Genomic DNA, 26,445 nt, shown 5'->3' on the forward strand with positions numbered 1-26,445 from the left:
ACCGCAAACACATCTATACGACTTTTTCGCCACCCTGGGGAGGATTTCGGGACGTCACGGCGAAGAAAAGGCGTCCGGAAGACGCAGATTGTTCTGTGCCCAGATCAGGCGGACACGCGGAAGCGGTAGTCCGGCAGGCCGGGGTCGGTCGCGAACGCCTCGGTCAGGCGCATCATCCCGCGGAAGAGCGGACCGCTGGCGAAGATCAGGTCGCGCATCCTGATCCGAAGCGCCGAGGGCGGAGCCAGGAACGGGCCGGCGTTGGCCCGGCGGGCGACCTTGGACAACGGCCCCATCCTCCGGTCGTACGCGGCGAACGCGGCCGCGTGGTCGCCGCGAGCCGCCTCCAGCTCTCCCGCCAGGACGTAGGCACCGACGACCGCCAGCCCGGTGCCGAAACCGCCTAGAGTGTTCGCGTACCCGGCGTCACCGAGCAGCGCGACCCGGCCACGGGTGAACGACGTCATCCTGGTCCGGGCAATGGCGTCCAGGTAGAACTCCGGGGCGTCGACCGCCGCCCTCACCATCTCCGGCACGCGCCACCCCATGCCCGCCATGTGCTGAGCCAGGAACTCCTTCTGGGAGTCGGGATCACGACGGTCGTAGGCCGCCTGGTCGGCGCGGAAGACGAAGAAGAGCGGTGCCTTCGTGTCGCCCAGAACGGCGTAGCGGCCGGGCTCGTTGTAGCCGTACTGGATCGCGCGCCCGTCCGCCAGGTCCCTCACCTCGCCGTTCGACGGCACCTCGGCATCGGCCACGGCGTAGTAGTGACCGAGCTGTTCCAGGTGGGCCTCCTCGGGACCGAAGGCGAGCGCCCGGACTGCCGAGTGGATGCCGTCCGCGCCGACCACCAGGTCGAAGCGCTCGGTCGGCCGATGGGCGAAGGCGACGGTGACGCCGTCGGCCGTCTCGGTGAGGCCGACGATCTCGTCACCGAAGACGAAGTCGGCATGGGGCGCGGCGTGCTGGTGCAGGATCCGGGCGAGGTCGCCGCGGCGGATCTCCAGGTCACCGCCGAGGAACTCCCCCGGCATCACGGCCTTGACGCGCTCGCGCGCGTCGATGAGGCGTACGTCAGACCTCGCCGTCTGGGCGGCGACCAGGTCGCCCCACACGCCCATGCGCTCGAGGACCGTGCGGTGGGTCGGGCCCTTGAAGTCGACCGCCTGGCCGCCGGGCCGGATGTCCGGCGCCTTCTCGACGACGGTGACGTCGACGCCGTTGCGGACGAGCCACATGGCCAGCGCCGGGCCGGCGATGCTCGCGCCTGAGACGAGTACCTTCATTGCTGCTCCTAATTAGCGTCCATCGGACGCAATTAAATTAGCGTACGTTGGACGCAATGACAAGCCGCGGAGGAGGATCTCGATGAGCGACGGCGTGACGGACGCCCTCTGGCCCGCCCCTGCCCCGGCCCGGAAACGTGGCCCGCGGCCCAAGCTGTCGGTCGAGGACGTCGTGGCGGCCGGGATCGCGGTCGCCGACGCCGACGGCGTCGCCGCGGTGACCATGCAACGGGTCGCCGACGAGCTCGGCGCCGCGAAGATGGCGCTCTACCGCCACGTCCGGGGCAAGCCGGAGCTCATCGCGCTGATGCTCGACAGCGCGCTGGGCAAGGCGCCGGAGACGGACGGCGACAACTGGCGAGAGCGCATCGGCGTCTGGGCACGCACGCTTCACGAGCGGATGACGCGCCATCCGTGGACGACGGAGCTGGTCGTGACCCGCACCGTGCCGGGCCCGCAGGAGATGAGCTGGTTCGAGGCCGGCCTCGCCGCTCTGGCGACCACGCCGCTCACCGGCGCCGAGCGCCTCGACACCCTCGCCCTGCTGAGCAACCAGGTGAATTCCAGCGTGCGCCAGGCCGCGGTCTCGGCCGACCCGGAGGCGTCGCTCGCGGCCGCGCTGGCGCCGATCATGGAGACGCACGGCTCCCGGTTCCCCCACACCGTGGCGGCCTTCTCGGAGACGGGAGAGTCAGGGGCCCAGGACAACGCGCTCGGCTACGGGATCGAGCGGATCCTCGACGGCGTCGCCTCGCTCATCTCTTGGCGGCGGTCGCCCTCGGACCCGAAATGACAGATCGCGCCGGTAGCCACCTACCGGCGCGATCTCAGAGGTTCAGGGCTTACGCGCCGAACCAGAGCTTGATCTCACGGTCGGCTGACTCGGGCGAGTCGGAGCCGTGGACGAGGTTCTCGCGGTTGGAGAGGGAGAAGTCGCCGCGGATGGTGCCGGGGGCGGCCTTGCGGCCGTCGGTGGCGCCGTTGAGCGCGCGGACGACTTCGATCGCCTCGTCGCCCTCGAGGACGGCGGCGACGAGCGGGCCGGAGGTGACGAAGTCACGCAGGGGCGGGTACCACGGCTGCTCGACGTGCTCGGCGTAGTGCTCGTCGGCCAGGCCGGCGTCGATGGTGCGGTGCTCCAGTTTCACGATCGAGAGGCCCTTGGCCTCGTAGCGGGACAGGATCTCCCCCACCAGGCCCCGGCGGACGGCGTCGGGCTTCAGGATCACGAAGGTGCGCTGCGTCATGGGGGTGAGCGTATCGGGACGGGCCCGCGCAGGCACGTTCGGGCCGGTCGCGCACGCGAGGGGTCGAGTACGGCAGGATTGCGCCCCGTGACAACAACGCCACCAGCTCCGACGCTCGCAGACTCGATGGCCGGCATCCCGGCCCGCATCGCCGAAGATCTCGGGGTGCGCCCGGCGCAGGTGACGGCCGCGGTCGCCCTGCTCGACGAGGGTTCGACGGTGCCGTTCATCGCGCGCTACCGCAAGGAGGTGACCGGCGGCCTCGACGACGCCCAGCTGCGTACGTTGGAGGAGCGGCTCGGTTACCTGCGCGACCTGGAGGAGCGGCGCGCCGCCGTGCTCGCCGAGATCGCGAAGCAGGACAAGCTCACACCCGAACTGCAGGCCTCGATCCTCGCCGCCGACACCAAGGCGCGGCTGGAGGACATCTACCTGCCGTTCAAGCCGAAGCGGCGTACGAAGGCGATGATCGCGCGCGAGAACGGGCTCGAGCCGCTGGCCGACGGCCTGCTGGCAGACCCGTCGCTGGATCCCGCCGTCGAGGCGGAGAAGTACCTCGGCGAGCAGGTCCCGGACGCGAAGGCCGCGCTCGACGGCGCCCGCGCGATCCTGGTCGAGCGGTTCGGCGAGGACGCCGACCTGATCGGCACGCTCCGCGAGCGGATGTGGAAGCAGGGCCGCCTGGTCACCCGTGTCCGCGAGGGCCGCGAGAACGACCCCGCGGCGGCGAAGTTCTCCGACTACTTCGACTTCTCCGAGTCGTACGCCTCCCTCCCCTCCCACCGCACCCTGGCCGTCCTCCGCGCGGAGAAGGAGGAGGTCCTCGACGTCACCCTCTCCCCCTACGCCGAGGACCCCGAGCCGGGCGAGGTGACCGACTACGAGCGCTCCATCGCTTCTCGTTTCGGGATCGCGGACTCCGGCGGGCCTGCGGACAAGTGGCTGGCCGAGACGGTGCGGTGGGCGTGGCGTACGCGGATCCTCTTCCGCCTCGAGCTCGACATGCGCACCCGGATCCGCACCGCCGCCGAGGAGGCCGCGATCGCGGTCTTCGCCGACAACCTGCGCGACCTGCTGCTGGCCGCGCCGGCCGGCACCCGGGCGACCATGGGCCTCGACCCGGGCATCCGGACCGGCGTGAAGGTGGCCGTCGTGGACGCGACCGGGAAGGTCGTGGACACCTCGACGGTCTACCCGCACGAGCCGCGCCGCGACTGGGACGGCGCGCTCGCGACGCTGGCGGCGCTGGCGAAGAAGCACTCGGTCGACCTGATCGCGATCGGCAACGGCACCGCCTCGCGCGAGACCGACAAGCTCGCCGCCGACCTGCTCAAGCTGCTGCCGGACCAGAAGATGACCAAGGTGATGGTCTCCGAGGCGGGCGCCTCGGTCTACTCCGCCTCGGCGTACGCGTCCTCCGAGCTGCCGGACCTCGACGTCTCGCTGCGCGGCGCCGTGTCGATCGCTCGCCGCCTGCAGGACCCGCTGGCCGAGCTGGTGAAGATCGAGCCGAAGTCGATCGGTGTCGGCCAGTACCAGCACGACCTGCCGGAGTACGGCCTCTCCAAGTCGCTGGACGCTGTCGTCGAGGACTGTGTGAACGGCGTCGGGGTCGACCTCAACACCGCCTCGGTTCCGCTGCTGCGCAGGGTCTCGGGGATCACCGAGTCGCTCGCCTCGGCGATCGTGGCCCACCGCGACGCCAACGGCCCGTTCCGGACCCGTCGTGAGCTGACGAAGGTCGCGCGACTCGGCCCGAAGGCGTTCGAGCAGGCGGCCGGGTTCCTCCGGATCCGTGGCGGCGACGACCCGCTCGACCTGTCCGGCGTGCACCCGGAGTCCTACCCGGTCGTCAACCGCATCCTGGAGTCGACCTCGACCGACATCGGGTCGCTGATCGGCAACACCGCGGTCCTGAAGTCCCTCAAGCCCTCCTCGTTCGTCGACGAGACCTTCGGTCTGCCGACGGTCACCGACATCCTCGCCGAGCTCGAGAAGCCCGGCCGCGACCCGCGTCCGGAGTTCCGTACGGCCACCTTCTCCGAGTCCGTGCACGTGATCGCCGACCTGCGCCCCGGCATGGTCCTGGAGGGCACCGTCACCAACGTGGCCGCCTTCGGTGCCTTCGTCGACATCGGCGTCCACCAGGACGGTCTGGTCCACATCTCCGCGATGTCGGACAAGTTCGTCGAGGACCCGCGCGACGTGGTCCGCTCCGGCGACGTGGTGCGGGTGAAGGTCCTGGAGGTAGACGAGGCCCGCAAGCGGATCTCGCTCACGCTGCGGCTGTCCGACGACGCGCCCGCAGCGAGTGAGCCGAAGGCGGCCGGCGGCGGCAACCGTGGCCAGCGCGGCGGTGGCGGTAAGAAGAGCCAGCCGCGAGGCAAGGGCGGCGGTCGGCCGCAGGGCCGCCCGGCTCCGGCGCCCACCAACAGCGCGATGGCCGACGCCCTGCGTCGCGCAGGGCTCTCCTAGGTCGCCGGGGAGGAGATCTGCACGAGACCTGCACATCTCCTCCCCGCATCCTCCCGACTCCGCGACCTAGGTTCGGAGCATGACCTCCAAGAACCTGTACGTGCTCGGCGGGATCGCTGCCGCCGGCACCGCGATCCTCCTCGTCCTCGGCGCCGGTGCGCTCGGGATCATCGGCGACGGCGGGCGCGCGGACATGATGTACCTCGCCCCCATCGGCATCGTCGTCCTCGGTGCGCTCATGGTCCGGTTCCGGTCTCGCGGGATGGCGTTCGCCGCAGGCACGGCAGCCGTCGCGACCATCGTCGTCGGCTTGATCGCGATCGCTGCCGGCCTCCATGACGACCTCGACGGCGCCCGGGACATCCTGATGATCAGTGCGCTGTACGCCGCCATGTTCGCGGTCTCGGGCTGGCTGTTCTGGCGGTCGGGCTCACTGACCCGGTAGCCGGGACCTATGCGCCCAGGCCGGCCGCGCGGCGCACGACATCCTCCGGCGCCGGCCCGGTCGCATCGTCGGCGGTGACCGGAGCACCGGCGACGCGGTGGATCGGGATGACACCGGCCCAGACGCCGGCCTCGATGTCCGCGGGGTCGTCGACCGGCCCCTCGGCGCGCTCCTTCATCGACGCCTCCGCGAGCGGGAGGGCGAGCACGGCGGTCGCGGCGAGCTCCTTGCGGGTCGCCGGGCGGAGCGTCGCCCAGCGGCCGGGGATCATCTGGTCGACGACGAGCGCGAGGGCACGCTCGCGCTCGTCCGGGTCCTCGACCAGGCGGGCGCGCCCGATGACCACGGCCGAGCGGTAGTTCATCGAGTGGTGGAATCCGCTGCGCGCCGCCACCAGACCGTCGAGCTCGGTGATCGTGACGCACACGTCGCGCTCCAGCGCCCGAGCGAGCCAGCCGGCCGCGACCGACCCGTGGAGGTAGATCGACCCGCCTTCGTCGGGGCCGTCGAGATCGAAGCCGTACGCCGTGGGCAGGACGACCGGGTGGGCATCCTCACCCGACCCGACCGTCACGCCCAGGTGGGCGATGAGCGCCTCGCCGAGGAAGGTGTGCAGGCGCTCGCGGTCGGTGACGGCGCGGTTCTTGCCGCGGCTGATCCGGGTGCGTGGGCTGGGTGACAACGTCGTGCTCATGGCACCATCCTGGTAGCGAGGTGGCCTGCACGCACGGGCCAATTCCCGCCGACTCCGACAGGCCATTCCCATGCTCCCCGTGACCCTCGACCGCACCTCCGGCGAGCCGCTGCCCGCCCAGCTCGCCGGCCAGGTCCGCGCCCTGGTGCTGGCCGGCACCCTCGCCACCGGCGACCGGCTGCCGTCGAGCCGCGCGCTCGCGGCGGATCTCGGAGTCTCCCGCGCGGTGACCGAGCAGGCCTACGACCAGCTCACCGCTGAGGGCTGGCTCGAGGCGCGCCGCGGCTCCGGGACGTACGTCGCCACGACCCGCCCGACCGGCGTGACGTCTCGGCCGACGCAGGTGACCTCTCGGCCGGCGCGGCCGACGTCTCGCCCGACGCGGCCGACGTCTCGGCTGGATACCGGCACGCCGTTCTTCGACCCGCGGCTCGAGGCAGGATGGCGGCGGGCGTGGCGGGAGGTCTCGGTGGCCGCTCCCCCGCGCGGGTACGACGACCCGCGGGGGCTGGCAGAGCTGCGCGAGGCGCTGGCGGCCCGACTGGGGCGAACGCGCGGCCTCGAGGTCCACCCGGACGAGATCATCGTGACCGCAGGCACCACCGACGGCCTCCGCGCGCTCCTGCCCGAGCTGCGACCGGGGCCGGTCGCGGTCGAGGACCCGGGCTACCGGGCCGCGGCCGAGACGGTGCTCACCTACGGGCGCGAGGTGATCGACCTGCCCGCCGTGCAGCAGGTCGATCACCTGGGGGCTGCCGTCGCGGCGTACGTCACTCCGGCGCACCAGCACCCCCTGGGCCGGGTCATGCCGGCGGCCGACCGGCTGAGCCTTCTGGAGGCCGCGCGGCGCGCGGACGCGGTGGTGATCGAGGACGACTACGACTCCGAGTTCCGCTACGACGTGGCGCCGGTGCCCGCGATGGCCACGCTGGACCGCGACCGGGTGGTCTACCTCGGCACCGCGGCGAAGTCGGTGGTGCCGACCCTGCGCCTGGGCTGGCTGGTCGCCCCGCCCGACCTGCACGACCTCGTCCTGCGCCGCCGCACCATCACCCACGCCGGTGCCGCCTGGCCCTCGCAGCGCGCGCTGCTCACGCTGCTGCGCGACGGCTGGCTGGACAAGGCGGTGCGATCGGCACGCCGCGTCTACGCCGAGCGCGCGCCCCGGGTCGCCGAGGCCATGACGCCGTACGCGACGCTCGCCGGCCCGTTGGCGGGCATGTACTCCACCTGGCTGCTCCCCGAGCCCGACGCCGTGCGCGCACGGGACGCCGCCAGGGCGGCCGGGTTCGAGATCAACCTGCTCTCGACGTACGCCCGCAGCAGTGGCCTGACCGGCCTGGTGATCGGCTTCGGCGGGGTCACCGACGCCGAGCTCGACCAGGCCCTCGCCGCCGTCACGGCCGCACTCGGCCGCTAGCGGCCCGGCGCGTCGTCCTCGATCAGGTCGAAGAGGTTCTCCAGGCTGTCGGGGTCGTCCTCGCCGCCACCGACGGCCCATCCGGAGCTGGTACGCCGCAGCTGCGCGCCCACGAGCCGGCACGACTCGCCGGCCTTGTGGGCGTAGTGCGCCGTCCGCGTCCGCGGCCGGCGCAGCACGAGCGCGTTCCCGCAGGCCGGGCACAGCGCCCAGTCGGCCGCGGTCTCGTCCGTCGCCATCTGCAGCTCGTCGGGCTCCTCCACGGCAGCCAAGGCTAGACCTCTTCCTCGGTCTCTTGCTCGGCCTGTTCCTCCGCGACGATCCGGTCGTACGCCTCGAACGCCGCCGCACGCTCACGCTCGATCTTGCGCCCGAGGATGTCGGCCATGCCCCACAGCACCGCGAAGATCACGCCGACGACGAACATGATCGTGATCAGGAAGCCCATCCCGATCGCGACCACCTGCAGCGCCCAGCCGATCCAGTAGGCCCACGGGCGGCGCAGCAGCCCGGCCACCACGATGCAGGCGACGAAGAAGCCAAGGCCCAGCGGGAGCGCCAGGCCGGCGGAGACCCCGCCGATCGAGATCATCACCGGCGCGGCCAGCGCGACCGCGAGACCCTCCATCGACACGATCGCGGCGCACATCCCACGCCGCGGCGACTTCTCCCGCTCAGTCGCCATCAGCGTCCGCCTCCAGGTAGGCCTCCAGCTCGGGGTCGGCGGTCGGCACGACCCGGGCGGTCGCGGCGGAACCCGCGGCCGGGCCACGGCTCCCGAGCAGCGCACGGGCCTCGCCGGCGGTGACCACAGAGCCGGTCACGAGCACCGCTCCCTCGGAGATCGAGCCGGAGTCGGCGGACTCGGAGAGGGCGACCGCAGCGTCGATCGCGTCGGCGAGCCGCGGCACCACGGAGACCCGCTCCTCGCCGTAGAGATCCACGGCCATCTTGGCCAGGTCGACGGCGGGCAGGGCACGCTCGGTGGAGTTCTGGGTGACGACGAGATGCTCGAGCGCGGGCTCGAAGGCGGCGAGCAGACCCTCGACGTCCTTGTCCCCCATCACGCCGATGACCCCGACGACCCCGGAGAACGAGAACGAGTCCTCGAGCGCCGCGACGGTCGCCTCGGCGCCGGCCGGGTTGTGGGCGGCGTCGATCAGGATCGTCGGGGACGACCGCACGATCTCCAGCCGCGCCGGTGAGTCGGCCTTCGCGAACGCGTCGCGGACGACCTCGTCGGAGAGCACGGTCTCGCCGAGGAAAGCCTCGACCGCGGCCAGCGCCGCGGCGGCGTTCTGCGCCTGGTGGGCACCGTAGAGCGGCAGGAACAGATCCTCGTACGTCCCCCGCAGCCCGCGGAGCGTGACGATCTGCCCGCCCACGGCCGGGGTGCGCGACACGACCGCGTAGTCGGTGCCCTCCCACAGCAGCCGGGCGCCGACCTCGGCCGCGTGCTGGTCGAGCACCGCGGCGACCTCGACGCTCTGCTCGGCGATCACGGCGACGGCACCCGGCTTGATGATCCCCGCCTTCTCGCGGGCGATGGCGACCGGTGTGTCACCGAGGTACTTGGCGTGGTCGACCGCGATCGGCGTCACCACCGCGACGTCGGCGTTCGCCACGTTGGTCGCGTCCCAGCCGCCACCGAGCCCGACCTCCACCACGGCCACGTCGACCGGGGCCTCGGCGAACTTCGCGTAGGCCATCCCGACCATCGTCTCGAAGAACGACAGCGGGTGTGGCTGGTCGTCGTCGACCATGCCGAGGTAGTGGGCGACGTCGTTGAACGCGGCCACGAACTCGTCGTCGGAGAGCGGCTCGCCGTCGATCGAGATCCGCTCGTTGATCCGCTCCACGTGCGGCGAGGTGAACCGGCCCACCCGCAGGTCGAGCGACCGCAGCAGCGTGTCGATCATCCGGGACGTGGAGGTCTTGCCGTTGGTGCCGGTCAGCTGGACGATCCGGAACGCGTCCTGCGGGTCGCCGAGGATCTCGAGCAGCGCCCGGATCCGGTCCAGCGACGGCTCCAGCCGGGTCTCGGGCCAGCGCGACTGCAGCGCCTCCGAGACCTCTTCGATCGTGGCCGCCAAGCGCGGCGCGGGAGTCTCACTCATCGGGTCGAGTCTATGCGCCCGTCGCTTCCCAGCGAATCGCCGGACCCGCTACCCTCCCCCTGATCTCGGACTGAAGCCCATCCCCCACAAGGTCCACCATTCATGCGTACGCTCCGGGCCGCTCTCGCGGTCTCGCTCCTGGCCGGTGCCTACGTCGTGGCTGCCTTCATGCTGGTCGGTCAACAGATCGTCCCGCGACGCCCGCGCGCCAAGACCTCGGCCGACCCCGGCGGACTCGTCCTCACCGAGCAGGACCAGCCGGCGCTGTGGGCCGAGGTCCGCCAGCTGGCCGCCACCGCCGGGACCCGCGCGCCCGACGAGATCCGCCTGGTGCCGGAGGCCAACGCGGCGGTCAGCGAGGAGACCAGCCTCCTCGGGCTCAGGACCGGGACCCGGCGGATGTTCCTCGGCGTACCTCTCCTCCAGGGCCTCTCCCGTAACCAACTCCATGCGGTGCTCGCCCACGAGCTCGGTCACCACAGCACCACCCGCTCCCGGCTCGGCGCGCTCGTCCACCGCAGCCGCCTGGCGATCGCCGAGGTCGCCGCCGGCCTCTCCAACCCGCTGGCGAAGCGGCCGTTCCGGACGTACGCCCGGATGTTCTTCGCCCTCACCCGACCGCTCGCACGCGCCCACGAGATCGACGCCGACCGGCTCAGCGCGCACGTCGCCGGGCCACGGACCGCGGCGGTCACGCTGCGTACGCTGCCCGCGCTCGCCGCCGCCTGGCGCATCTACCTGGAGCAGTACGTCGAGGCCGGCACCCACTACGGCCTGCGGCCGACACGCTTCTTCGACAACTTCGCCAACCTGATGAGCGACCCCGAGCGCCTCGAGGAGCTGGCCCGGATCAGCGCGGCACCGCCCGAGACCGCGACGTCGGCCTACGACTCGCACCCGCCGCTGGCGGAGCGGATCGAGCGGCTAGAGGCGATGGCGGCCGCCGACGAGGCCGGTGAGGACAGGTCCGGCAACGCGACCAGCATCCTGCGCTACCCGTCCCAGAACTTCCTCGCCCTCGAGGACAAGACGTTCGCCGGCTCGGGTCTGACCCCGGCGCCGATGGCGGATATCGGCACGGTCGCCGGCGCCCGTGCCGCGGCGGCCGACGCGGAGACCTTCCTGAACGCGATGCGGGAGAACCAGATCCTGCCCGCCACCGTCCGCGGTGCTCTCGATCTGATCGCCTCCGGCAACCTCGACACGCTCCTGGACCTGGTCGAGGCCGGGTCCACGTCCCCCGAGCAGGAGGGCGAGGCGAAGCGGAAGGTCATCGCCCGTCTCCTCGGCGCCGCCATCGCCCACGAGCTGGTCAGCGAGGACAAGGCCCGCTACGAGCTCAGCTGGGCCGGCCCGTGGCGCCTCGTCGACATCGCCGGCCAGGACGTCGATCCCGAAGACCTCGCCTACCAGGCCCTCGGCTCCCCCGGCTACGCCGCCGCGCTGCGCGCCTGGGTGCACCAGCTCGAGGGGAAGGTCGACACCGAGGCTCAGGCTCAGCCCTCCGACGCACCGACCCGCCCGCCGATGCCCGACGGCTACATCGGCGCCTTGGCCCCGGTCGCCGGCGACGGCGTCCGTACGCTGCTGGTGACCGACACCGGCCTGATGCTGCTCAAGCCCTCCGGATCCGACCGCCTCGCCACCGGCCTGGCCTCGGTGACCGCCGGCTCCCCCGGCCGGAAGCTGATCCAGCGCGCCCTGGACCGGCCGCCCGCCGAGCTCGCCGCCACCGCCAACGCCGCCTTCGTCCCCTGGGACCAGATCCGCGCCGTCCACCTCGTGCACGGCAGCAGCGGCCGCCGCTCGGCCGACATCACCACCGCCACCGGCCAGGGATGGTCTCTGCGCTGGACCGACGCCGCCGAGGTGGAGGGCCACATCTGGCCCGCCGTCGACCACTACCTCGGCCGCCGCTTCACCGTCGACTGACTGCGCAGGTCAGGGGACGATCGTGTGGTTGGCCATGTCGACGAGCGGGCGGTAGCCGATCTTGGCGTAGACGTGGTTGGAGACCGGGTTGTCCACATCGGTGAACAGACACAGGCGGGTGCCGTCCGCGCCGAGGAGTCGGGAGGCCTCGGCGGTGACCGCGGTGCCGTAGCCGTGGCCGCGCTGCTCCTTCGGCGTGTAGACCGGCGCGATCCGGATCACCCCGTGCACCGGCGGGGTCGCCCCGGCGAGCGAGACGACCTCTCCGTCGACTTCCCAGAGCAGCACGAACTCGTCGATCTTGCGCCGTACCTGGTCGTCGTCGTGGACCGTGGCCTCGTGAGCGAAGCCGGGATTCTCCGACTGCTCCCGGGCAGCATGCCCGAAGTCGTTCAGCCATGCGCGGCACAGCTCGAGGTCGTCGTACGTCGCCCGGCGGGCGCGCCCACGCACGCCGGGCGGCATCACCAACGTGCCGAGCTCGTGCAGTCGCGAGGCCATCGCCACGGTCACGCGCCCGCCGGCGAGCCGGGCGGTCTCCTCCGCGACCGTCCGGGCAGCAGGCAGCGCGCCGTTGGCCCCGCCTGCGTACTCTCCGCGGTCGTGCAGTCGCCGCGCCAGCTCGAGCGCGGCCGGCTCGGGCATGGGACAGACGTAGAGCGGATAAGGCTCGAACGGCGCCGTCCGCATCGCTGCGCCCACCACCTGCTCCCCCTCGCGAGCGACAGCGAACCACCGGTAGGGCTCGTCATGCTGGGCCACACGGGTCGCCCGGTCCGCGTTCGTGGCGAGCACGCTGGCGGTCAGCGGCTCCGCAGCGAGGTAGTCCCTCGCCTCGACGAGAAACTCGGCCGCGTCGGTGAAGAACTCGATGGTGACCATGACCGAAGCATGGCGAGCGCGCAACGCCGGTCTCAACCGGTTTCGCGCCAGGAACCGTGCCCCCATAGGATTTGGTCCCATGACTGAGACCACGCCCACGCAGACCGCACCGGAGACGACTACGCCCGCTGAGCAGCGCGTAGTCGCCGTACCGGACAAGCCGGTCCTCGAGGGCCTGGAGGCCAAGTGGGCCGAGCGGTGGAAGAACGACAAGACCTACGCCTTCGACCGTAGCCAGCCGCGGGAGAACGTCTACTCGATCGACACCCCGCCGCCGACCGTCTCCGGCAGCCTCCACGTCGGCCACGTCTTCTCCTACACCCACCCCGACCTGATCGCCCGCTTCCAGCGGATGAACGGCAAGTCGGTCTTCTACCCGATCGGCTGGGACGACAACGGCCTGCCGACCGAGCGCCGCGTCCAGAACTACTTCGGCGTCCGCTGCGACCCGAGCCTGCCGTACGACCCCGACTTCACCCCGCCGGAGAAGCCGGACCCGAAGCGCCAGATCTCGATCAGCCGGCCCAACTTCGTCGAGCTGTGCAACCAGCTGGTCGTCGAGGACGAGAAGGTCTTCGAGGACCTGTGGCGCACGCTGGGGCTCTCCTTCGACTGGGACCAGCAGTACACGACCATCGGCAAGGTCTCCCAGACCGCCTCGCAGAAGGCGTTCCTGCGCAACCTGGCCCGCGGCGAGGCCTACCTGCAGGAGGCGCCGACCCTGTGGGACGTCACCTTCCAGACCGCGGTCGCCCAGGCCGAGCTGGAGGCCAAGGACTACCCCGGTTTCTTCCACCGCGTCGCCTTCCACAAGGCTGACGGCACCCCGGTCCACATCGAGACCACCCGTCCCGAACTGATCCCGAGCGTCGTCGCGCTGATCGCCCACCCCGACGACGACCGCTACAAGGACCTGTTCGGCAGCACCGTCACCAGCCCGATCTTCGGGGTCGAGATCCCCGTCCTGGCCCACGAGGCCGCGGAGATGGACAAGGGCGCCGGCATCGCGATGTGCTGCACCTGGGGTGACCTCACCGACGTCCAGTGGTGGCGCGAGCTCAACCTCCCCGCCCGCGCGCTGATCGGCCGCGACGGCCGCTTCGCGCGCGAGACCCCGGAGTGGATCACCACCGAGGCAGGGGTCGCGGCGTACGAGGAGCTGAAGGGCAAGACCGTCCACTCCGCCCGCGAGGCCGTCGTCGCGATGATCCGCGAGTCCGGCGACCTCGAGGGCGAGCCGAAGAAGACCCAGCGCATGGCCAACTTCTACGAGCGTGGCGACAAGCCGCTCGAGATCGTCGCCAGCCGTCAGTGGTACATCACCAACGGCGGACGCAACCCCGAGCTCCGTCAGCAGCTGCTGGCCCGCGGCGGCCAGCTCTCCTGGCTGCCCGAGCACATGCGCCACCGCTACGACAACTGGGTCGGCGGCCTCAACGGCGACTGGCTGATCTCCCGTCAGCGCTTCTTCGGCATCCCGTTCCCGGTCTGGTACGCGCTCGACGCCGAGGGCAACCCCGACTACGACAAGCCGCTGCTCCCGAGCGAGGACCAGCTGCCGATCGACCCGTCCACGGACGTCCCGACCGGCTACGAGGAGTCGCAGCGCGGCAAGCCCGGCGGCTTCCAGGGCGACCCGGACGTGATGGACACCTGGGCGACCTCGTCGCTGACCCCGCAGATCGCCGGCGGTTGGGAGTCCGACCCCGATCTGTTCAACCGGGTCTACCCGATGGACCTGTGCACGCAGAGCCACGAGATCATCCGCACCTGGCTCTTCGGCCGCATCGTCCGCGCCCACCTCGAGGACGGCACCGTCCCGTGGAGCCACGCGATGATCGCCGGCTGGATCCTCGACCCCGACCGCAAGAAGATGTCGAAGTCGAAGGGTAACGTCGTCGTCCCGACCGAGATCCTCGACAAGTTCGGCGCCGACGCGGTCCGCTGGCGCGCCGCGCTGACCCGCCCGGGCATGGACTCGCCGTTCGACGAGACCCAGATGAAGGTCGGCCGCCGGCTGGCCATGAAGATCCTCAACGCCTCCAAGTTCGTCCTCGGCAACGTCGGCGCGGCCACGCTCAACCCGGTCGCGATCACCCAGCCGGTCGACTGCGCGCTGATGGCCCGTCTCAAGGAGACGATCACCAAGGCGACCGACGCGTTCACCGCCTACGACTACTCGACGGCCCTGGAGACCGCGGAGAAGTTCTTCTGGGAGTTCTGCGACGACTACCTCGAGCTGGTCAAGGAGCGCGCCTACGACGAGGACGGCGGCCTCGCCACCGAGTCCGCGCGCGCGACCCTGGCCACGGCGCTCCACGTCCAGCTGCGCCTCCTCGCCCCGTTCCTCCCGTACGTCACCGAGGAGGTCTGGTCGTGGTGGCAGACCGGTTCGATCCACACGTCCGCGTGGCCGCGTGAGCTCGAGCTCGGCACCGCTGCCGCCGCCGACCCGGCGGCGCTCGACGCGGTCGCGGCGACCCTGACCGGCATCCGCGGCGCGAAGTCGACCGCGAAGGTGAAGATGCGTCACCCGCTGGCCAAGGCCGAGGTCACCGGCCCGGCCAAGCTGGTCAAGGACGCCGAGTCCGCCGCAGCCGACCTCAAGCGGGTCGGCAACATCACCGGCGACCTCTTCTTCACCGTCGACGACAACGCCACCGAGATCACGGTCACCGCCGAGCTGGCCGAGGTCTCCGAAGAGTCCTGAGCGTCGGCACGACAGCCCTGAACGACGGAGCAGGCCCCGGACCGCGATGCGGTCCGGGGCCTGCTTCGTCCCTCACTCCAGCCCAGCGCCCGGGGGACTCGCTCGGCCGGTCACTCCGGCGTGGTGCGGGTCGCCATCGGAGTGATCCCTACTGCACCGACTTCTCGGCGCAAGCCCTGTCGTCCTTGCTGCCTTCCTTCGGCTCGTGCTCCGGCTCCGCTGCCTCCGTCGTCTCGGTCCTGGACGACTCGGTGTCGGACGGCTCAGCGGGATCGGTCGTGGCCTCGGGGGTGGCTGCGGGCGATGACCCTACCGGGGTCTTCGGCTCAGTGCACGCCTCGCCGCACTCCGGCGTGGCCTCCGGGTCAGGAGCCTCGCTCGCACCCGGCAGCGTCTTCACGTCCTCGGCGATGGCCGCGGTGAGCTCGCAGACGTCCTCGGCGATCTGCTCGGCCTCGGACTGGTCCTTCTCGGACTCCTTCGCGGGCTCCTCGCCCTCCTTTGGCGCCTCGTCCCGCTCCCGGTCCTTCTTGGGCTGCTCGATCGGAAGGTCCTCGACGGGGACGCCTGCGTCGGCGGCGATCAGCTGGCGCAGGAACATCGGCACCGCCTCGTCGACGGGCCGGGCGTCCTCCTCGGCCACGAACGGCCACAGCAGCGGCGCCATGATGCCCGGGATCGGCCCCACGGACGGGACCAGCGTGGGCGGGTTCGTGTCGCCCTCGGTGTCACCGGGGTCGGCGGGCTCCGCCGGCGCGTCGGAGGCGGGGACGTCGGGCTGCTCGGCGGGCGGCGCGGCGGGCGTCTCGTCAGGCTTCTCGCCGGTCTGCTCCTCCGGCTCGGCGGAGTCCTCCTGATCGCGGCCCTCGTCCGTGCCCGGCGTCTCGGGGATCTGCGAGACCCCCGAGACGCCGGGAGACGGCGCCGGCGGGATCACGGTGAAGTCGGCCTGGCCCGAGAGCGTACGCGGCACCCGGTGCAACGCGGAGATGTCCGGGCTGAGGGTCTGGACGACGACGAGCAGGCCGATGAGCACTACGGCGGCGTAGGCCACCACCGGGCCCCTCTGGAACCTCACGTGCCCACTTCCCTACCGAGTGACGGAGCTGGAAAGGTACAGACGATCATCAGTGCGTATTGTGTCCGACCGTCCGGGCCGATACCGACCCGGACGGCGAAAATGACCCAAACGAGCTAGGCCGACTTCTTCTTGGTTTCCTTCTCGCGCGGCACGAGGGTCGGCATCTCGCCGTCCTCGACCACCTCGCGGGTGACGATCACCTTGCCGATGTCACCACGGGAGGGCACGTCGTACATCACGTAGAGGAGAACCTCCTCGATGATCGCCCGCAGGCCTCGCGCACCGGTGCCGCGCTCCAGGGCCTTGTCGGCGATCGCGGTCACCGCGTCGTCGGTGAACTCGAGGTCGACGCCGTCGAGGTCGAAGAGCTTCTGGTACTGCTTCACCAGCGCGTTGCGCGGCTCGGTCAGGATCTTCACCAGAGCGGTCTGGTCGAGCTTCTCGACGCTCGCGATCAGCGGCAGCCGGCCGATGAACTCGGGGATCAGGCCGAACTTGGTGAGGTCCTCGGGGCGGACCAGCTTGAGGAGGTCCTCCGCCTCCTTCTCGGCCTTGCCGCGGACCTCGGCGGTGAAGCCGAGGGTCTTCTTGCCGACGCGCTGCTCGATGATGTGCTCCAGACCGGCGAAGGCGCCGCCCACCACGAAGAGGATGTTGGTGGTGTCGATCTGGATGAACTCCTGGTGCGGGTGCTTGCGGCCACCCTGCGGCGGCACCGAGGCGGTGGTGCCCTCGATGATCTTCAGCAGCGCCTGCTGCACGCCCTCACCGGAGACGTCGCGCGTGATCGAGGGGTTCTCCGCCTTGCGGGCCACCTTGTCGATCTCGTCGATGTAGATGATGCCGGTCTCGGCCTTCTTGACGTCGTAGTCGGCGGCCTGGATCAGCTTGAGGAGAATGTTCTCGACGTCCTCACCGACGTAGCCGGCCTCGGTCAGCGCCGTCGCGTCGGCGATCGCGAACGGGACGTTGAGCATGCGGGCCAGGGTCTGCGCCAGGTAGGTCTTGCCGCATCCGGTCGGGCCGATCACCAGGATGTTGGACTTGGCGACCTCGACCTGCTCCTCCTTGGCGTGCTTGCCGGGACCCTGCGGGCCGCCGGGCTGCAGGCCGGCCTGGACGCGCTTGTAGTGGTTGTAGACCGCCACGGCGAGCGACTTCTTCGCCTGCTCCTGGCCGATGACGTAGGAGTTGAGGAAGTCGAAGATCTCCTTCGGCTTGGGGAGGTCGGCGATCTCCACCTCGGAGCCCTCGTTGAGCTCCTCCTCGATGATCTCGTTGCAGAGGTCGATGCACTCGTCGCAGATGTAGACGCCGGGACCCGCGATGAGCTTCTTGACCTGCTTCTGGCTCTTCCCGCAGAAGGAGCACTTCAGCAGGTCACCTCCGTCGCCGATGCGTGCCACGAGTGGCCTTCCTTCCCCGACTTGTACTGCTAGGTCCGAATAGTTACTGACGGTACCCCGCGCCGCGCCCTGTGTGTGGGATCGGCGCGGGGCCCGTTGGTCAAACGAGCTGCGGCGTCTTGAGCGACTCGAGCACCGAGTCGATCAGGCCGTACTCCACCGCCTGGGTGGCGGTCAGGATCTTGTCGCGCTCGATGTCGTGGCTGACCTCGTCCATCGACTTGCCGCTGTGGTCGGCGATCATCTTCTCGAGCAGCTCACGCATCCGCAGGATCTCGTTGGCCTGGATCTCGATGTCGGAGGTCTGGCCGAAGGTGCCCTCGGTGTAGGGCTGGTGGATCAGGATGCGGCTGTTGGGCAGCGCCATCCGCTTGCCCTTGGCGCCGGCGCCGAGCAGGATCGCGGCGGCCGATGCGGCCTGACCGATGCAGACGGTCTGCACGTCCGGCTTGATGAACTGCATCGTGTCGTAGATCGCGGTGCAGGCCGTGAACGAGCCACCGGGGCTGTTGATGTAGATCGAGATGTCCTGGTCCGGGTTCATCGACTGCAGGCAGAGCAGCTGGGCGATGACCGCGTTGGCGACGTCGTCGCTGATCGGGGTGCCCAGGTAGATGATCCGGTCCTCGAAGAGCTTGGCGTAGGGGTCGATCCGGCGGACGCCGTACGACGTACGCTCCTCCCACTGCGGGATGTAGTAGTTCATGTCCTCAGTCCTTCTTGTGGGCGGGGCGGCCCTCGTCGGAGGCTTCCTTCGCGCTCTTGATGACCTGGTCGACCAGGCCGTAGTCGAGCGCCTCGGAGGCGGTGAACCAGCGGTCGCGGTCGGCGTCCTTGGTCACCTGGTCGACGCTCTGGCCGGTGTGCTCGCTGATCAGCTCCAGCAGCACCTTCTTGATGTGCAGGGACTGCTGGGCCTGGATCTTGATGTCGGAGGCCGAACCGCCCATACCCGAGGAGGGCTGGTGCATCATGATCCGCGCGTGGGGCAGCGCGTAGCGCTTGCCCTTCGCGCCGGCGCAGAGGAGGAACTGGCCCATCGAGGCGGCCAGGCCCATGCCGACGGTGGCCACGTCGTTGGGGATGTAGTTCATCGTGTCGTAGATGGCCATACCGGCATCCACCGAGCCACCGGGCGAGTTGATGTGAAGGAAGATGTCGGCCTCGGGGTCCTCCGCGGAGAGCAGCAGGAGCTGCGCGCAGATCGCGTTCGCGTTCTGGTCGCGGACCTCGGAGCCGAGGAAGACGATGCGCTCCCGCAGCAGTCGGTTGTAGATGTTGTCGTCGAGAAGGCTCAGACCGCCGCCGTTGCCGCCCAGGCTCGGGGAGAGCCCTGGGGCACCGGCGTGAGCGTCAGCCGCGCTGGAGTCGATGTTCACAGGATCGACACTAGCCGCCACATCCAGTTGTTCCACGGCTGGTGTGCCGATGTTCGCCGACGGCGTATTCGCTCGGCCCGGGCTCAGGCCAGCCAGCGCAGCAGCGCGTCGTGCACCGACGGATGGTTCGAGAGCGGCGTCTCCGCCGTCGAGAGCGTGAACCGCTCCGCCGTCGGGAACAGGTCGCGCACCCGCCGCGACCGCAGCGGCGTCTTGTGCCGCCACCACAGCATCTCCCCGAAGAGACGCCCGACCCGGTTGGGTCGTGAGGTCGCCTTGTCGGTCACCAGCAGGTAGTCGACGTCGGGTCGCGGCGGCAGCATCGCCTCGTCGGCGCCGACGACGGCGATCCCGGCGAGGTGCTCGTCGATCTGCTTGCCGACCCCACCCGAGATCGGGGCGGAGGTGACCGCGTAGGGGGTCGTGCCGAGCGCGATCAGCTCGGAGACGTACGTCGTCCACGGCCGTGCCCCGGAGGTGGCGACCCCGAGCGCGTTGCGGGCGATCAGGCCGCCACCGGCGTACCCGACCAGGACGATGCGGGGCTCGCCGGGGAGGGCGTCGACGCACTCCTGGATCCGGCTGCTGAGCGCCACCGCGGCGGGCACCGACGCGCTGCCTGCGGACACGTGAACGTGCAGCGGCATCCAGCCGAGTAGGTCGGCGAGCCGGTCGGCGTACGTCGCGCCGGTGGCCTGCGAGCCCTCGACCCAGACGCTCTCGTCCTTGCCCACCGGCGGGACCAGGACGAGGACGCGCGGGCTCGTCCCGGTGTGCTGCTGGGCGGCCGCCCACTCCTGCGGGCTGACCGTACGGCCGTCGTGGCGGACCGCGACCGCCGGCCCGGACTCGGTGGTGACGACGCCGCGGATGATCGGCGCCGCGAGCGCGAACGGGGCGGCGAACGGCCGACGCGCGAAGGCGGTGATGCGCCAGGCGAGCTTGGCCAGGCCGACGAGGCCGGCCACCTTGCCCTGACCGCGGTCGAGCTGCTCCCCCGCGTCGGGGTCCACCGGGGCGTCCTCGACGTTGAGGACCACGGCTCGTACGGTCTCAGGGCTGGAGGTCACGCTGGAAGCGTAGGGCCTCGAGGGCGGGGACAGGCCCAGCTGTGCCGACGGAGCAGCATCTCTGTGTTGCAGATCACAGGGCCTCGACCGCATTTCGTACGTTTGCGTTCACTCGCGCGCCTGGTGTCTGTGATGCTGTTGTTACTGGTGTTGCGTGACGATAGCCGTCTTCTCGGGTTACCGTCGGATAGGGAAGGGGGTGTCGGACCGGTGAACGACGAGAAGGACTCGTGTCCGTCGTGCGGCGATCCCCTGCTGCCCGGCGCCATCTACTGCATCGGCTGCGGCACGCCGCTCCTGGCGCCTCCGGAGCACCACCGCCCTCTCTTCGTCGACGAGATCGACGACGAGGCGGCCCTGCACCGCAGCACGCGCGGGTTCTTCTTCGAGGACGCCCCGCCGCCCCCGACGCCGCGCAAGGGACGCACCGGCCCGATCCTGGTGACGATCGCCGTGCTGGTGCTCATCGCCGGAGTGCTCGGGTTCGTCTTCGGCAAGGACAGCCCGGTGAGGTCCGAGGCGGATCCCTCCACGAGCCCGACCGCCACCGGACCCTCCGGCGATCCCACCGTGCCCCCTTCCGTGGATCCCGACGCACCCCCGGAGCACCAGCTGCTCCGCATCTCCCGCCTCGACACCGAGGCGGCCAGCAAGCTCATCGGCACCTGGATCCCGCAGCTCGCCGCGGTCGGCGCGGGCGACGGCGGTGACACCGACTGGCACGAGGCGCTGAGCCGCTACCAGCAGATCAAGACCGACCACCCCGACGTCCTGCTCCTCGACACCGGCGAGTGGCCGAGCTCGTACGTGAAGTCGGGGATGTACGCCGTCGTCGTGCCCTATCCCAGCGACACCTCGGGGCCGGCGCTGGAGTGGTGTGTCGAGCAGGGCCTGTCGAAGACCGACTGCGCGGCCAAGCACCTGGAGGTCTCCGGCGACCCGACGGACAACTACGACGCGCAGTAGCGCGAAAACGAAACCGCCCCTGCCCGGTGCGGGCAGGGGCGGCGTACGTCTGAAGCGGATCAGGCGTCAGCCTTCTCGGTCTCCTCGTCGGCGACCTCGGCCTCCGGCTCGTCCTCGCCGATGGTGCCGTCGGGACGGAGGTTCTTCAGCTCGACGTGGTTGCCGGACTCGTCGGTGACCTTGGCGGCCTCGACCAGCTGGGCCAGCGCCTTGCCGCGCAGAATCTCCTGGACCAGCTCGGGCACGTGGTTGTGCTCGAGCATGTGGTTGACGAACTCCTGCGGGTCCTGGCCGGACTGCTGCGCACGGCGCATCATGTGCTCGGTCAGCTCCTGCTGCTCGACCCCGATCTCCTTCTCCTTGGCGATCTGGTCGAGGATCAGCTGGGCGGCGACGGCGTCACGGACGCGGCGCTCGAGGTCGGCCTCGAACTCCTCGATCGTCTGGCCCTCGTCCTCGAGGTACTTGTCGAAGGTCAGGCCGGCGAAGCCGAGCTGCTGCTCGATGCCCTGGCGGCGGGCGTTGAGCTCCTCGGTGACGATGGTCTCGGGCAGCGGCACCTCGACCTTCTCCAGGAGGGCCTCCAGCACGGCGTCACGGGCGGCGGCGGCCTGCTCGAGGCGCTTGCCGTTGCCGAGACGGGTGCGGACGTCCTCCTCGAGCTCCTTGACGGTGTCGAACTCGCTGGCGAGCTGGGCGAAGTCGTCGTCGTACTCGGGGAGCTCCTGCTCCTGCACCTGGTTGACGGTGACGTTGACGTCGACCTCCTGGCCGATCAGCTCACCGCCCACGAGGGTGCTCTTGAAGTCCTTGGACTCGCCGGCGGACAGGCCGGTGATGGCCTCGTCGAGGCCGTCGAGCATGCCGCCCTTGCCGACCTGGTAGCTCATCCCGACGGCCTCGGCGCCGTCGACGTCCTCGCCGTCCTTGGTGGCCTTCAGGTCGATGACCACGAAGTCACCGTCGGCGGCGGGGCGCTCGACGTCCTTGAGGGTGCCGAAGCGCTCGCGCATCGCCTGGATCTGCTCCTCGACGTCAGCGTCGGTGAGCTCGATGTCGTCGACCTTGGCCTCGATGCCCTCGTAGTCGGGCAGGGTGATCTCGGGCTTGACGTCGACCTCGGCGGTGAACTCCAGCGCCTCGTTGTCCTCGAGCTTGGTGACCTCGATCTCGGGCTGCGCGAGCGGCTCGAGCGAGTTCTCCTGGAGGGCGTCGAAGTACTTCTGCGGGAGGACGTTGTTGACCGCCTCGGAGAGCACCGCACCGCGGCCGACCTGCTTGTCGATCACCTGGGGCGGGACCTTGCCGCGGCGGAAGCCGGGGACGTTGATCTGCTGGGCGATCTGCTTGTACGCCGCGTCGAGGCTCGGCTTGAGCTCCTCGAAGGGCACCTCGACGGTCAGCTTGGCCCGGGTCGGGCTCAACGTCTCGACGGCGCTCTTCACAGGGTGTCTCCTGTCGTTTGTTTCTGAGAATGATGTCGCGTGCAGGGGCTGTATGGATTTTCAGGCGAGATGTCGGGGCGACAGGACTCGAACCTGCGGTCTCCTGCTCCCAAAGCAGGCGCGCTAGCCACTACGCTACGCCCCGTCAAGGGCCCCTCCCCAATCAGCGGGAATGGCACTTGGAGCGGATGACGGGAATCGAACCCGCGTAATCAGTTTGGAAGACTGAGGCTCTACCATTGAGCTACATCCGCGCACGCGAGAGCCAGCGCCCTCGTGCGACCCGCGAAATCCTGCCACAGATCTGGCTCACACCTGTAACCGGCTCCCCTACTGACCGGTTTTCGTCACCGTCTCCCGACCGCGACCAGGGCTCGATCGTCGGAGCTCGCGCTCAGTCCTTCGAGCAGGCGGCGGGCTCCCCCGCCCCGGCCGGTGACAGCGAGATGGTCGGCCGTGGCGACCAGGTTGCCGATGCCGTGCTCCAGGTCGACGCCCCGTGCCTCCACGACACCGTCGGTGTAGAGCATCACCATGTCGCCGACGCCGAGGACGCCCTCGCAGGCGTCGAAGTCGACGTCGTCGATGAGCCCCAGGACCGGACCGTTGCTCTCGGCCTCCTCCCAGCGGCCGGTGGCGGCGCGGCGTACGAGCGCGGGAGGGTGGCCGGCCGTGCGGATCTCGTACGCACCGTTGTCGAGGTCGATGGAGAGGTAGACGGCGGTCGCGAAGCCCTCCGCCCAGTCCTGGCGGATCAGGTAGCGGTTGGCGGCCGGCAGGAACTCGCTGGGCGGCAGCGCACCGAGGAGGCCACCGAAGGCTCCGGAGAGCTGGAGCGCCCGGGTGCCGGCACGGACCCCTTTGCCGGAGACGTCGACGACGACCACCTCGAGCCGGTTGTCCACGCGTACGGCGACGACGAGGTCACCGGCGAACTTGGTGCCACCGGCCGGCAGGACCGTGGAGTCCGCGAGCCAGCCGGGCGGCATCGGCGGAATCGCCCCCTGGTCGAGCCGGGTCGTCAGGTCGAGCAGCATGCGCTCGTTGCTCAGCCCGCCCACTCCGAGATCGCTGCGCTTCATCGCGACGTACAGCACGATGAAGCCGAGCAGGAAGTGCACGACGATGGCGGCGGCATCGCGGTCGGACAGCGTCAGCCGGCTGGCGGCGACCACGATCATCACCATCACGAAGACGACGAACCAACCCAGCGTACGCGGCCCGAGCAGCACGGCACCGAGCAGCAGCGGCACGGTGAGGACCGCCACCGGCACCACCTGCAGCCAGCCCGTCTGAACCGCCGCGAGGACCGTCAGGACGATGGTGAGCAGCCCGAGCCACAGCACCGTCCGCAGCTCCGGGTCACGGAACCTGCGGCGGATCGCGTTGCTCCGCAAGCGGTCTGCGAAGGCATGGCTCGACATGGCCTCACTCTAGGTCTCGAGGTGGGGGCTGCGTGGTCGTTCTCGCAGGCCGGAGGGTAGTGCGGGCTACTTCTTTACGGTCGTCCGGGGCCGGTAGGTGCGCTGACACTTCGGGCACCAGAACAGGTTGCGCTGCTGCAGCTCGGTGGTGCGTACGCTCGTGCCGCAGACCAGGCAGGGCTGGCCGTTGCGGCGATAGACATAGACCTCGCCGCCGTGGTCGTCCTTACGGGGCGGGCGGCCCATCGCCTCGGGCGTGTGCTCGTCGCGGACGGTGTCGATCCGGTTCTTCTCGACCCCGTCCTTCATGAGCTCGACGAGGTCGTCCCAGATGGCGTCCCACTGCTGCCGGCGCAGGGTGTTGCCGGGGCGCATCGGGTCGATCCGGTGCCGGAAGAGCACCTCCGCCCGGTAGACGTTGCCGACCCCGGCCAGGACGGACTGGTCCATGAGCAGCGCGCCGATGGTCGTCCGGCTCCGGCTGATCCGCAGCCAGGCGCGGCAGGGGTCGGCATCGTCGCGCAGCGGGTCCGGACCGAGCTTCGCGACCACCGCGTCGCGCTGGGCGGTGGTGACCAGGTTGCAGGTGGTGGCGCCACGCAGGTCGGCGAAGGTGTCGCCACCGACCAGTCTGAGCCGGACCTGACCGACGGGGAGAGGCGGTTCCGTCGTGTAGGGCTCGAGGTCGAGCTTGCCGTAGAGACCGAGGTGGATGTGGACGTACTGCTCCCCCGGGAACTCCACGAACAGCTGCTTGCCCCACGCCTCCGCGCCGGTCACGACCTGGCCGTCCAGCAGTGCGGCGGAGTCGGCGAACCGCCCCTGCGGGCTGCTGACCCGGACCTGCTCGCCGGCGAAGGCGTCGCTCAGATCGAGCGCGAGACGGTGGAGGGTGTGCCCCTCGGGCATCCCCGGATCAGTCCTGGTCCTCGGCCGGCCCCAGGCCCTTGGCCGAGTCGGGAAGCGGCGGACGTACGCCGTCGGCGTCGTAGGCGTGAAGCTGGTCGATCCGGCGTACGTGGCGCTCGTCCTCGCTGAACGGCTCGGCCAGGAAGATCTCGACGAACTTCGTCATGTCCTCGAGGCTGTGCATCCGCCCGCCGACCGCGACGACCTGGGCATTGTTGTGGTCCCGCGCGAGCTTGGCGGTCTCCTCGCTCCAGGCGAGCGCGCACCGGATCCCGGTCACCTTGTTGGCCGCCATCTGCTCGCCGTTGCCCGATCCACCGATCACGACCCCGAGACTGTCGAGCCCCTTCTCCCGGTCACGAGCCACACCCTCGGCCGCCCGGATGCAGAAGACCGGGTAGTCGTCGAGTGCGTCATAGACGAACGGGCCATGGTCGACAGGCTCGTAGCCGAGCTCCGTCAGACGGTTGATCAGATGAGACTTCAGTTCGAGACCGGCGTGGTCACAGCCGATGTGGACGCGCATGCCGCCATCCTCTCTTACCGGTGGCTCATCTTTGGATTTGGTGGGTTGGTGTCTCTCTTGGGCTTGTGGCCGCCGACCCGTTACGGAGGGTGTTCTCGACGGCACGGGCTTGGGGAAACCCGGCCAGTGCTCCGGCAGGCAGACGTGTCCCCGCAGGCTTTCACTAGACGATGACACCTTGTGAAGGATTCACAAGGGACGAGCCAATGCCCTCAGGTACGCCGGGTGAACCGGATCCGACCATCCGGGAGCCGTTCATAGCCGTATTTGGGGTCGTGGATCCGGCGATGTTCACGCGAGCACAACAGCACCATGTTGGCGAGGTCGGTTCTTCCGCCTTGGGACCAGGGTTTCAGGTGATGGGCTTCGGTCCAGGCGGCTGGGGCGTCGCAGTCCTCGGCTTGGCAGCACTTGTCGCGTAGGCGGAGTGCGCGGTGTTGGATCGGCTGCGCCAACCGCGCCGTGCGACCGAAGTCGAGGATCTCGGAATCGGTGCCCAGCACCACCGGGACGAGGTCGGCGTTGCAGGCCATCCGGCGGGCCTCCGCGGCGGTGATCTGATCACCGTCGAACCCCAGTGCTGCGGTGCCGAGGTCGGCACGCAGCTGGTCGAGGGTCATGGTGATGAACACCGTGGTCGCGTGGCCTCCGTGCCTGGGGAGTTGGTCGACGTCGTAGGTCTCAACAACGCGGGCGAACGCCTGACCCAGCAGCCGGTCATACGGGGCTTTGACGCCCCGGTCCTCCGCCGACAGCTTCCGCGGCTGAGCGAGGGAGTCCAGGATCGTTCGCAGCCGAACTCCGACGGCACGGGAGACCCTCGCGTGGATGTCGATGGTGCCGTCACCGTTGTCCCGCGATTGGAAGAAGGTGCGTCGCTGCGCCCGCTCCTCCTCCCGCGTCTTTGGCGCCGGTCTCCTCGGCGATATCGCCGGCAACAGCAAGGACCCGGAGCTTCAACGCCGCCTGCTGGGCCTGCAACTTCTCGAGCCGCTCGAGCAGGTCCTTCTTCTGCTCGATCCGCCAATACG

General features: G+C 70.2%; 24 protein-coding genes, 2 tRNA genes and 1 pseudogene. 7 read left to right on the plus strand and 20 right to left on the minus strand.

Annotated elements, in window-relative coordinates; genetic code table 11:
* Positions 1 to 104: 104 nt before the first annotated feature.
* Positions 105 to 1,286, minus strand: coding sequence for an FAD-dependent monooxygenase (locus G5C66_RS22285; protein ID WP_165113238.1), 1,182 nt, complete (start codon positions 1,284 to 1,286; stop codon positions 105 to 107).
* Positions 1,287 to 1,368: 82 nt separating this feature from the next.
* On the opposite strand from G5C66_RS22285, the gene G5C66_RS22290 reads away from it, so the two are divergent.
* Positions 1,369 to 2,079 carry a TetR/AcrR family transcriptional regulator C-terminal domain-containing protein gene (locus G5C66_RS22290; RefSeq protein ID WP_165113240.1) on the plus strand — a complete coding sequence of 237 codons (711 nt, stop codon included), beginning with the start codon at positions 1,369 to 1,371 and terminating at the stop codon, positions 2,077 to 2,079.
* Positions 2,080 to 2,128: 49 nt separating this feature from the next.
* Here G5C66_RS22290 and ndk read toward each other — a convergent pair whose 3' ends face one another.
* Entirely contained in the window at positions 2,129 to 2,533 is a 405-nt protein-coding gene (gene ndk, locus G5C66_RS22295; protein ID WP_165113242.1) for a nucleoside-diphosphate kinase, read from the minus strand.
* 87 nt (positions 2,534 to 2,620) lie between these two features.
* Between ndk and G5C66_RS22300 the strand changes: the two genes are divergently transcribed.
* A complete protein-coding gene (locus G5C66_RS22300; RefSeq protein WP_338144280.1) occupies positions 2,621 to 5,008 on the plus strand; it encodes a Tex family protein in 2,388 nt (795 codons plus the stop codon).
* A 79-nt stretch (positions 5,009 to 5,087) separates the two neighbouring features.
* Positions 5,088 to 5,453, plus strand: coding sequence for a hypothetical protein (locus tag G5C66_RS22305; RefSeq protein WP_165113244.1), 366 nt, complete (start codon positions 5,088 to 5,090; stop codon positions 5,451 to 5,453).
* Positions 5,454 to 5,460: 7 nt separating this feature from the next.
* On the opposite strand, the gene G5C66_RS22310 is transcribed toward G5C66_RS22305, so the two are convergent.
* Positions 5,461 to 6,147: a pyridoxamine 5'-phosphate oxidase family protein gene (locus G5C66_RS22310; RefSeq protein WP_165113246.1), complete on the minus strand. Its 687-nt coding sequence runs from the start codon at positions 6,145 to 6,147 to the stop codon at positions 5,461 to 5,463.
* A gap of 70 nt (positions 6,148 to 6,217) precedes the next feature.
* On the opposite strand from G5C66_RS22310, the gene pdxR reads away from it, so the two are divergent.
* On the plus strand, positions 6,218 to 7,567 hold the full coding sequence (pdxR, locus tag G5C66_RS22315; RefSeq protein ID WP_206444446.1) for a MocR-like pyridoxine biosynthesis transcription factor PdxR: 1,350 nt from the start codon (positions 6,218 to 6,220) through the stop codon (positions 7,565 to 7,567).
* Here the strand turns inward: pdxR and G5C66_RS22320 are convergent.
* From G5C66_RS22320 to G5C66_RS22330, 3 genes are read right to left on the minus strand one after another with little or no spacing between them, the layout of a single operon-like run.
* Positions 7,564 to 7,830: a competence protein CoiA family protein gene (locus tag G5C66_RS22320; protein ID WP_165113248.1), complete on the minus strand. Its 267-nt coding sequence runs from the start codon at positions 7,828 to 7,830 to the stop codon at positions 7,564 to 7,566. The genes pdxR and G5C66_RS22320 overlap by 4 nt on opposite strands.
* Positions 7,831 to 7,841: 11 nt before the next feature.
* Complete coding sequence (locus G5C66_RS22325; RefSeq protein WP_241248760.1) at positions 7,842 to 8,252, minus strand: DUF4233 domain-containing protein; 411 nt, start codon at positions 8,250 to 8,252, stop codon at positions 7,842 to 7,844.
* Positions 8,242 to 9,684, minus strand: coding sequence for a bifunctional folylpolyglutamate synthase/dihydrofolate synthase (locus G5C66_RS22330; protein ID WP_165113250.1), 1,443 nt, complete (start codon positions 9,682 to 9,684; stop codon positions 8,242 to 8,244). Before G5C66_RS22330 ends, G5C66_RS22325 begins: the two co-directional genes overlap by 11 nt.
* A 102-nt stretch (positions 9,685 to 9,786) precedes the next feature.
* On the opposite strand from G5C66_RS22330, the gene G5C66_RS22335 reads away from it, so the two are divergent.
* A complete protein-coding gene (locus G5C66_RS22335; protein ID WP_165113252.1) occupies positions 9,787 to 11,616 on the plus strand; it encodes a M48 family metallopeptidase in 1,830 nt (609 codons plus the stop codon).
* A 9-nt stretch (positions 11,617 to 11,625) separates the two neighbouring features.
* On the opposite strand, the gene G5C66_RS22340 is transcribed toward G5C66_RS22335, so the two are convergent.
* A complete protein-coding gene (locus tag G5C66_RS22340; protein WP_165113254.1) occupies positions 11,626 to 12,498 on the minus strand; it encodes a GNAT family N-acetyltransferase in 873 nt (290 codons plus the stop codon).
* Between the two features lie 79 nt (positions 12,499 to 12,577).
* Between G5C66_RS22340 and valS the strand changes: the two genes are divergently transcribed.
* A complete protein-coding gene (gene valS, locus G5C66_RS22345) occupies positions 12,578 to 15,208 on the plus strand; it encodes a valine--tRNA ligase (protein WP_165113256.1) in 2,631 nt (876 codons plus the stop codon).
* Positions 15,209 to 15,356: 148 nt separating this feature from the next.
* Here valS and G5C66_RS22350 read toward each other — a convergent pair whose 3' ends face one another.
* The 5 genes from G5C66_RS22350 to G5C66_RS22370 form a co-directional block, all read right to left on the minus strand.
* Positions 15,357 to 16,286 (minus strand): ribonuclease E domain-containing protein, encoded by a 930-nt coding sequence (locus G5C66_RS22350; protein WP_165113258.1) that lies wholly within the window; start codon positions 16,284 to 16,286, stop codon positions 15,357 to 15,359.
* 116 nt (positions 16,287 to 16,402) lie between these two features.
* Complete coding sequence (gene clpX, locus G5C66_RS22355; RefSeq protein WP_165113260.1) at positions 16,403 to 17,695, minus strand: ATP-dependent Clp protease ATP-binding subunit ClpX; 1,293 nt, start codon at positions 17,693 to 17,695, stop codon at positions 16,403 to 16,405.
* Positions 17,696 to 17,795: 100 nt separating this feature from the next.
* On the minus strand, positions 17,796 to 18,401 hold the full coding sequence (locus G5C66_RS22360) for an ATP-dependent Clp protease proteolytic subunit (RefSeq protein WP_165113262.1): 606 nt from the start codon (positions 18,399 to 18,401) through the stop codon (positions 17,796 to 17,798).
* A 4-nt stretch (positions 18,402 to 18,405) separates the two neighbouring features.
* Positions 18,406 to 19,014, minus strand: coding sequence for an ATP-dependent Clp protease proteolytic subunit (locus G5C66_RS22365; RefSeq protein ID WP_165113294.1), 609 nt, complete (start codon positions 19,012 to 19,014; stop codon positions 18,406 to 18,408).
* Between the two features lie 143 nt (positions 19,015 to 19,157).
* Positions 19,158 to 20,144 (minus strand): lipase family protein, encoded by a 987-nt coding sequence (locus G5C66_RS22370; protein ID WP_165113264.1) that lies wholly within the window; start codon positions 20,142 to 20,144, stop codon positions 19,158 to 19,160.
* A gap of 210 nt (positions 20,145 to 20,354) precedes the next feature.
* Here G5C66_RS22370 and G5C66_RS22375 point away from each other — a divergent pair, with 210 nt between their 5' ends.
* Positions 20,355 to 21,110, plus strand: coding sequence for a zinc ribbon domain-containing protein (locus tag G5C66_RS22375; RefSeq protein ID WP_165113266.1), 756 nt, complete (start codon positions 20,355 to 20,357; stop codon positions 21,108 to 21,110).
* A gap of 59 nt (positions 21,111 to 21,169) precedes the next feature.
* Here G5C66_RS22375 and tig read toward each other — a convergent pair whose 3' ends face one another.
* The 8 genes and pseudogenes from tig to G5C66_RS26965 all read right to left on the minus strand — a co-directional run.
* The gene (gene tig, locus G5C66_RS22380) at positions 21,170 to 22,555 is read right to left on the minus strand and encodes a trigger factor (RefSeq protein ID WP_165113268.1); all 1,386 of its coding nucleotides are present in this window, start codon (positions 22,553 to 22,555) and stop codon (positions 21,170 to 21,172) included.
* A gap of 72 nt (positions 22,556 to 22,627) precedes the next feature.
* Positions 22,628 to 22,700 (minus strand) — tRNA-Pro (locus tag G5C66_RS22385).
* Between the two features lie 35 nt (positions 22,701 to 22,735).
* Positions 22,736 to 22,809: transfer RNA gene (locus G5C66_RS22390), tRNA-Gly, on the minus strand.
* A gap of 93 nt (positions 22,810 to 22,902) precedes the next feature.
* Entirely contained in the window at positions 22,903 to 23,979 is a 1,077-nt protein-coding gene (locus tag G5C66_RS22395; protein ID WP_165113270.1) for a PP2C family protein-serine/threonine phosphatase, read from the minus strand.
* 66 nt (positions 23,980 to 24,045) lie between these two features.
* On the minus strand, positions 24,046 to 24,888 hold the full coding sequence (locus tag G5C66_RS22400; RefSeq protein ID WP_165113271.1) for an Fpg/Nei family DNA glycosylase: 843 nt from the start codon (positions 24,886 to 24,888) through the stop codon (positions 24,046 to 24,048).
* A gap of 7 nt (positions 24,889 to 24,895) precedes the next feature.
* Positions 24,896 to 25,414 (minus strand): ribose-5-phosphate isomerase, encoded by a 519-nt coding sequence (locus G5C66_RS22405; RefSeq protein WP_165113273.1) that lies wholly within the window; start codon positions 25,412 to 25,414, stop codon positions 24,896 to 24,898.
* Between the two features lie 212 nt (positions 25,415 to 25,626).
* A complete protein-coding gene (locus G5C66_RS22410; protein ID WP_338144281.1) occupies positions 25,627 to 26,343 on the minus strand; it encodes an HNH endonuclease signature motif containing protein in 717 nt (238 codons plus the stop codon).
* Positions 26,258 to 26,445, minus strand: a pseudogene (locus G5C66_RS26965) (hypothetical protein); the annotation flags it as partial. The pseudogene G5C66_RS26965 and the gene G5C66_RS22410, both read right to left, overlap by 86 nt.

Origin of the sequence: Nocardioides turkmenicus, from assembly GCF_011045035.1 — a bacterium.
GTDB lineage: Bacteria > Actinomycetota > Actinomycetes > Propionibacteriales > Nocardioidaceae > Nocardioides > Nocardioides turkmenicus.

Bases quoted from the DNA above. Each gene is read 5' to 3' on its own strand.
- G5C66_RS22335 (WP_165113252.1), top strand. From the start codon at position 9,787: ATGCGTACGCTCCGGGCCGCTCTCGCGGTCTCGCTCCTGGCCGGTGCC.
- G5C66_RS22405 (WP_165113273.1), bottom strand. From the start codon at position 25,414: ATGCGCGTCCACATCGGCTGTGACCACGCCGGTCTCGAACTGAAGTCT.
- G5C66_RS22310 (WP_165113246.1), bottom strand. From the start codon at position 6,147: ATGAGCACGACGTTGTCACCCAGCCCACGCACCCGGATCAGCCGCGGC.
- G5C66_RS22285 (WP_165113238.1), bottom strand. From the start codon at position 1,286: ATGAAGGTACTCGTCTCAGGCGCGAGCATCGCCGGCCCGGCGCTGGCC.
- G5C66_RS22330 (WP_165113250.1), bottom strand. From the start codon at position 9,684: ATGAGTGAGACTCCCGCGCCGCGCTTGGCGGCCACGATCGAAGAGGTC.
- G5C66_RS22325 (WP_241248760.1), bottom strand. From the start codon at position 8,252: ATGGCGACTGAGCGGGAGAAGTCGCCGCGGCGTGGGATGTGCGCCGCG.
- ndk (WP_165113242.1), bottom strand. From the start codon at position 2,533: ATGACGCAGCGCACCTTCGTGATCCTGAAGCCCGACGCCGTCCGCCGG.
- valS (WP_165113256.1), top strand. From the start codon at position 12,578: ATGACTGAGACCACGCCCACGCAGACCGCACCGGAGACGACTACGCCC.
- G5C66_RS22395 (WP_165113270.1), bottom strand. From the start codon at position 23,979: ATGTCGAGCCATGCCTTCGCAGACCGCTTGCGGAGCAACGCGATCCGC.
- G5C66_RS22290 (WP_165113240.1), top strand. From the start codon at position 1,369: ATGAGCGACGGCGTGACGGACGCCCTCTGGCCCGCCCCTGCCCCGGCC.
- G5C66_RS22305 (WP_165113244.1), top strand. From the start codon at position 5,088: ATGACCTCCAAGAACCTGTACGTGCTCGGCGGGATCGCTGCCGCCGGC.
- pdxR (WP_206444446.1), top strand. From the start codon at position 6,218: ATGCTCCCCGTGACCCTCGACCGCACCTCCGGCGAGCCGCTGCCCGCC.
- G5C66_RS22340 (WP_165113254.1), bottom strand. From the start codon at position 12,498: ATGGTCACCATCGAGTTCTTCACCGACGCGGCCGAGTTTCTCGTCGAG.
- G5C66_RS22360 (WP_165113262.1), bottom strand. From the start codon at position 18,401: ATGAACTACTACATCCCGCAGTGGGAGGAGCGTACGTCGTACGGCGTC.
- G5C66_RS22400 (WP_165113271.1), bottom strand. From the start codon at position 24,888: ATGCCCGAGGGGCACACCCTCCACCGTCTCGCGCTCGATCTGAGCGAC.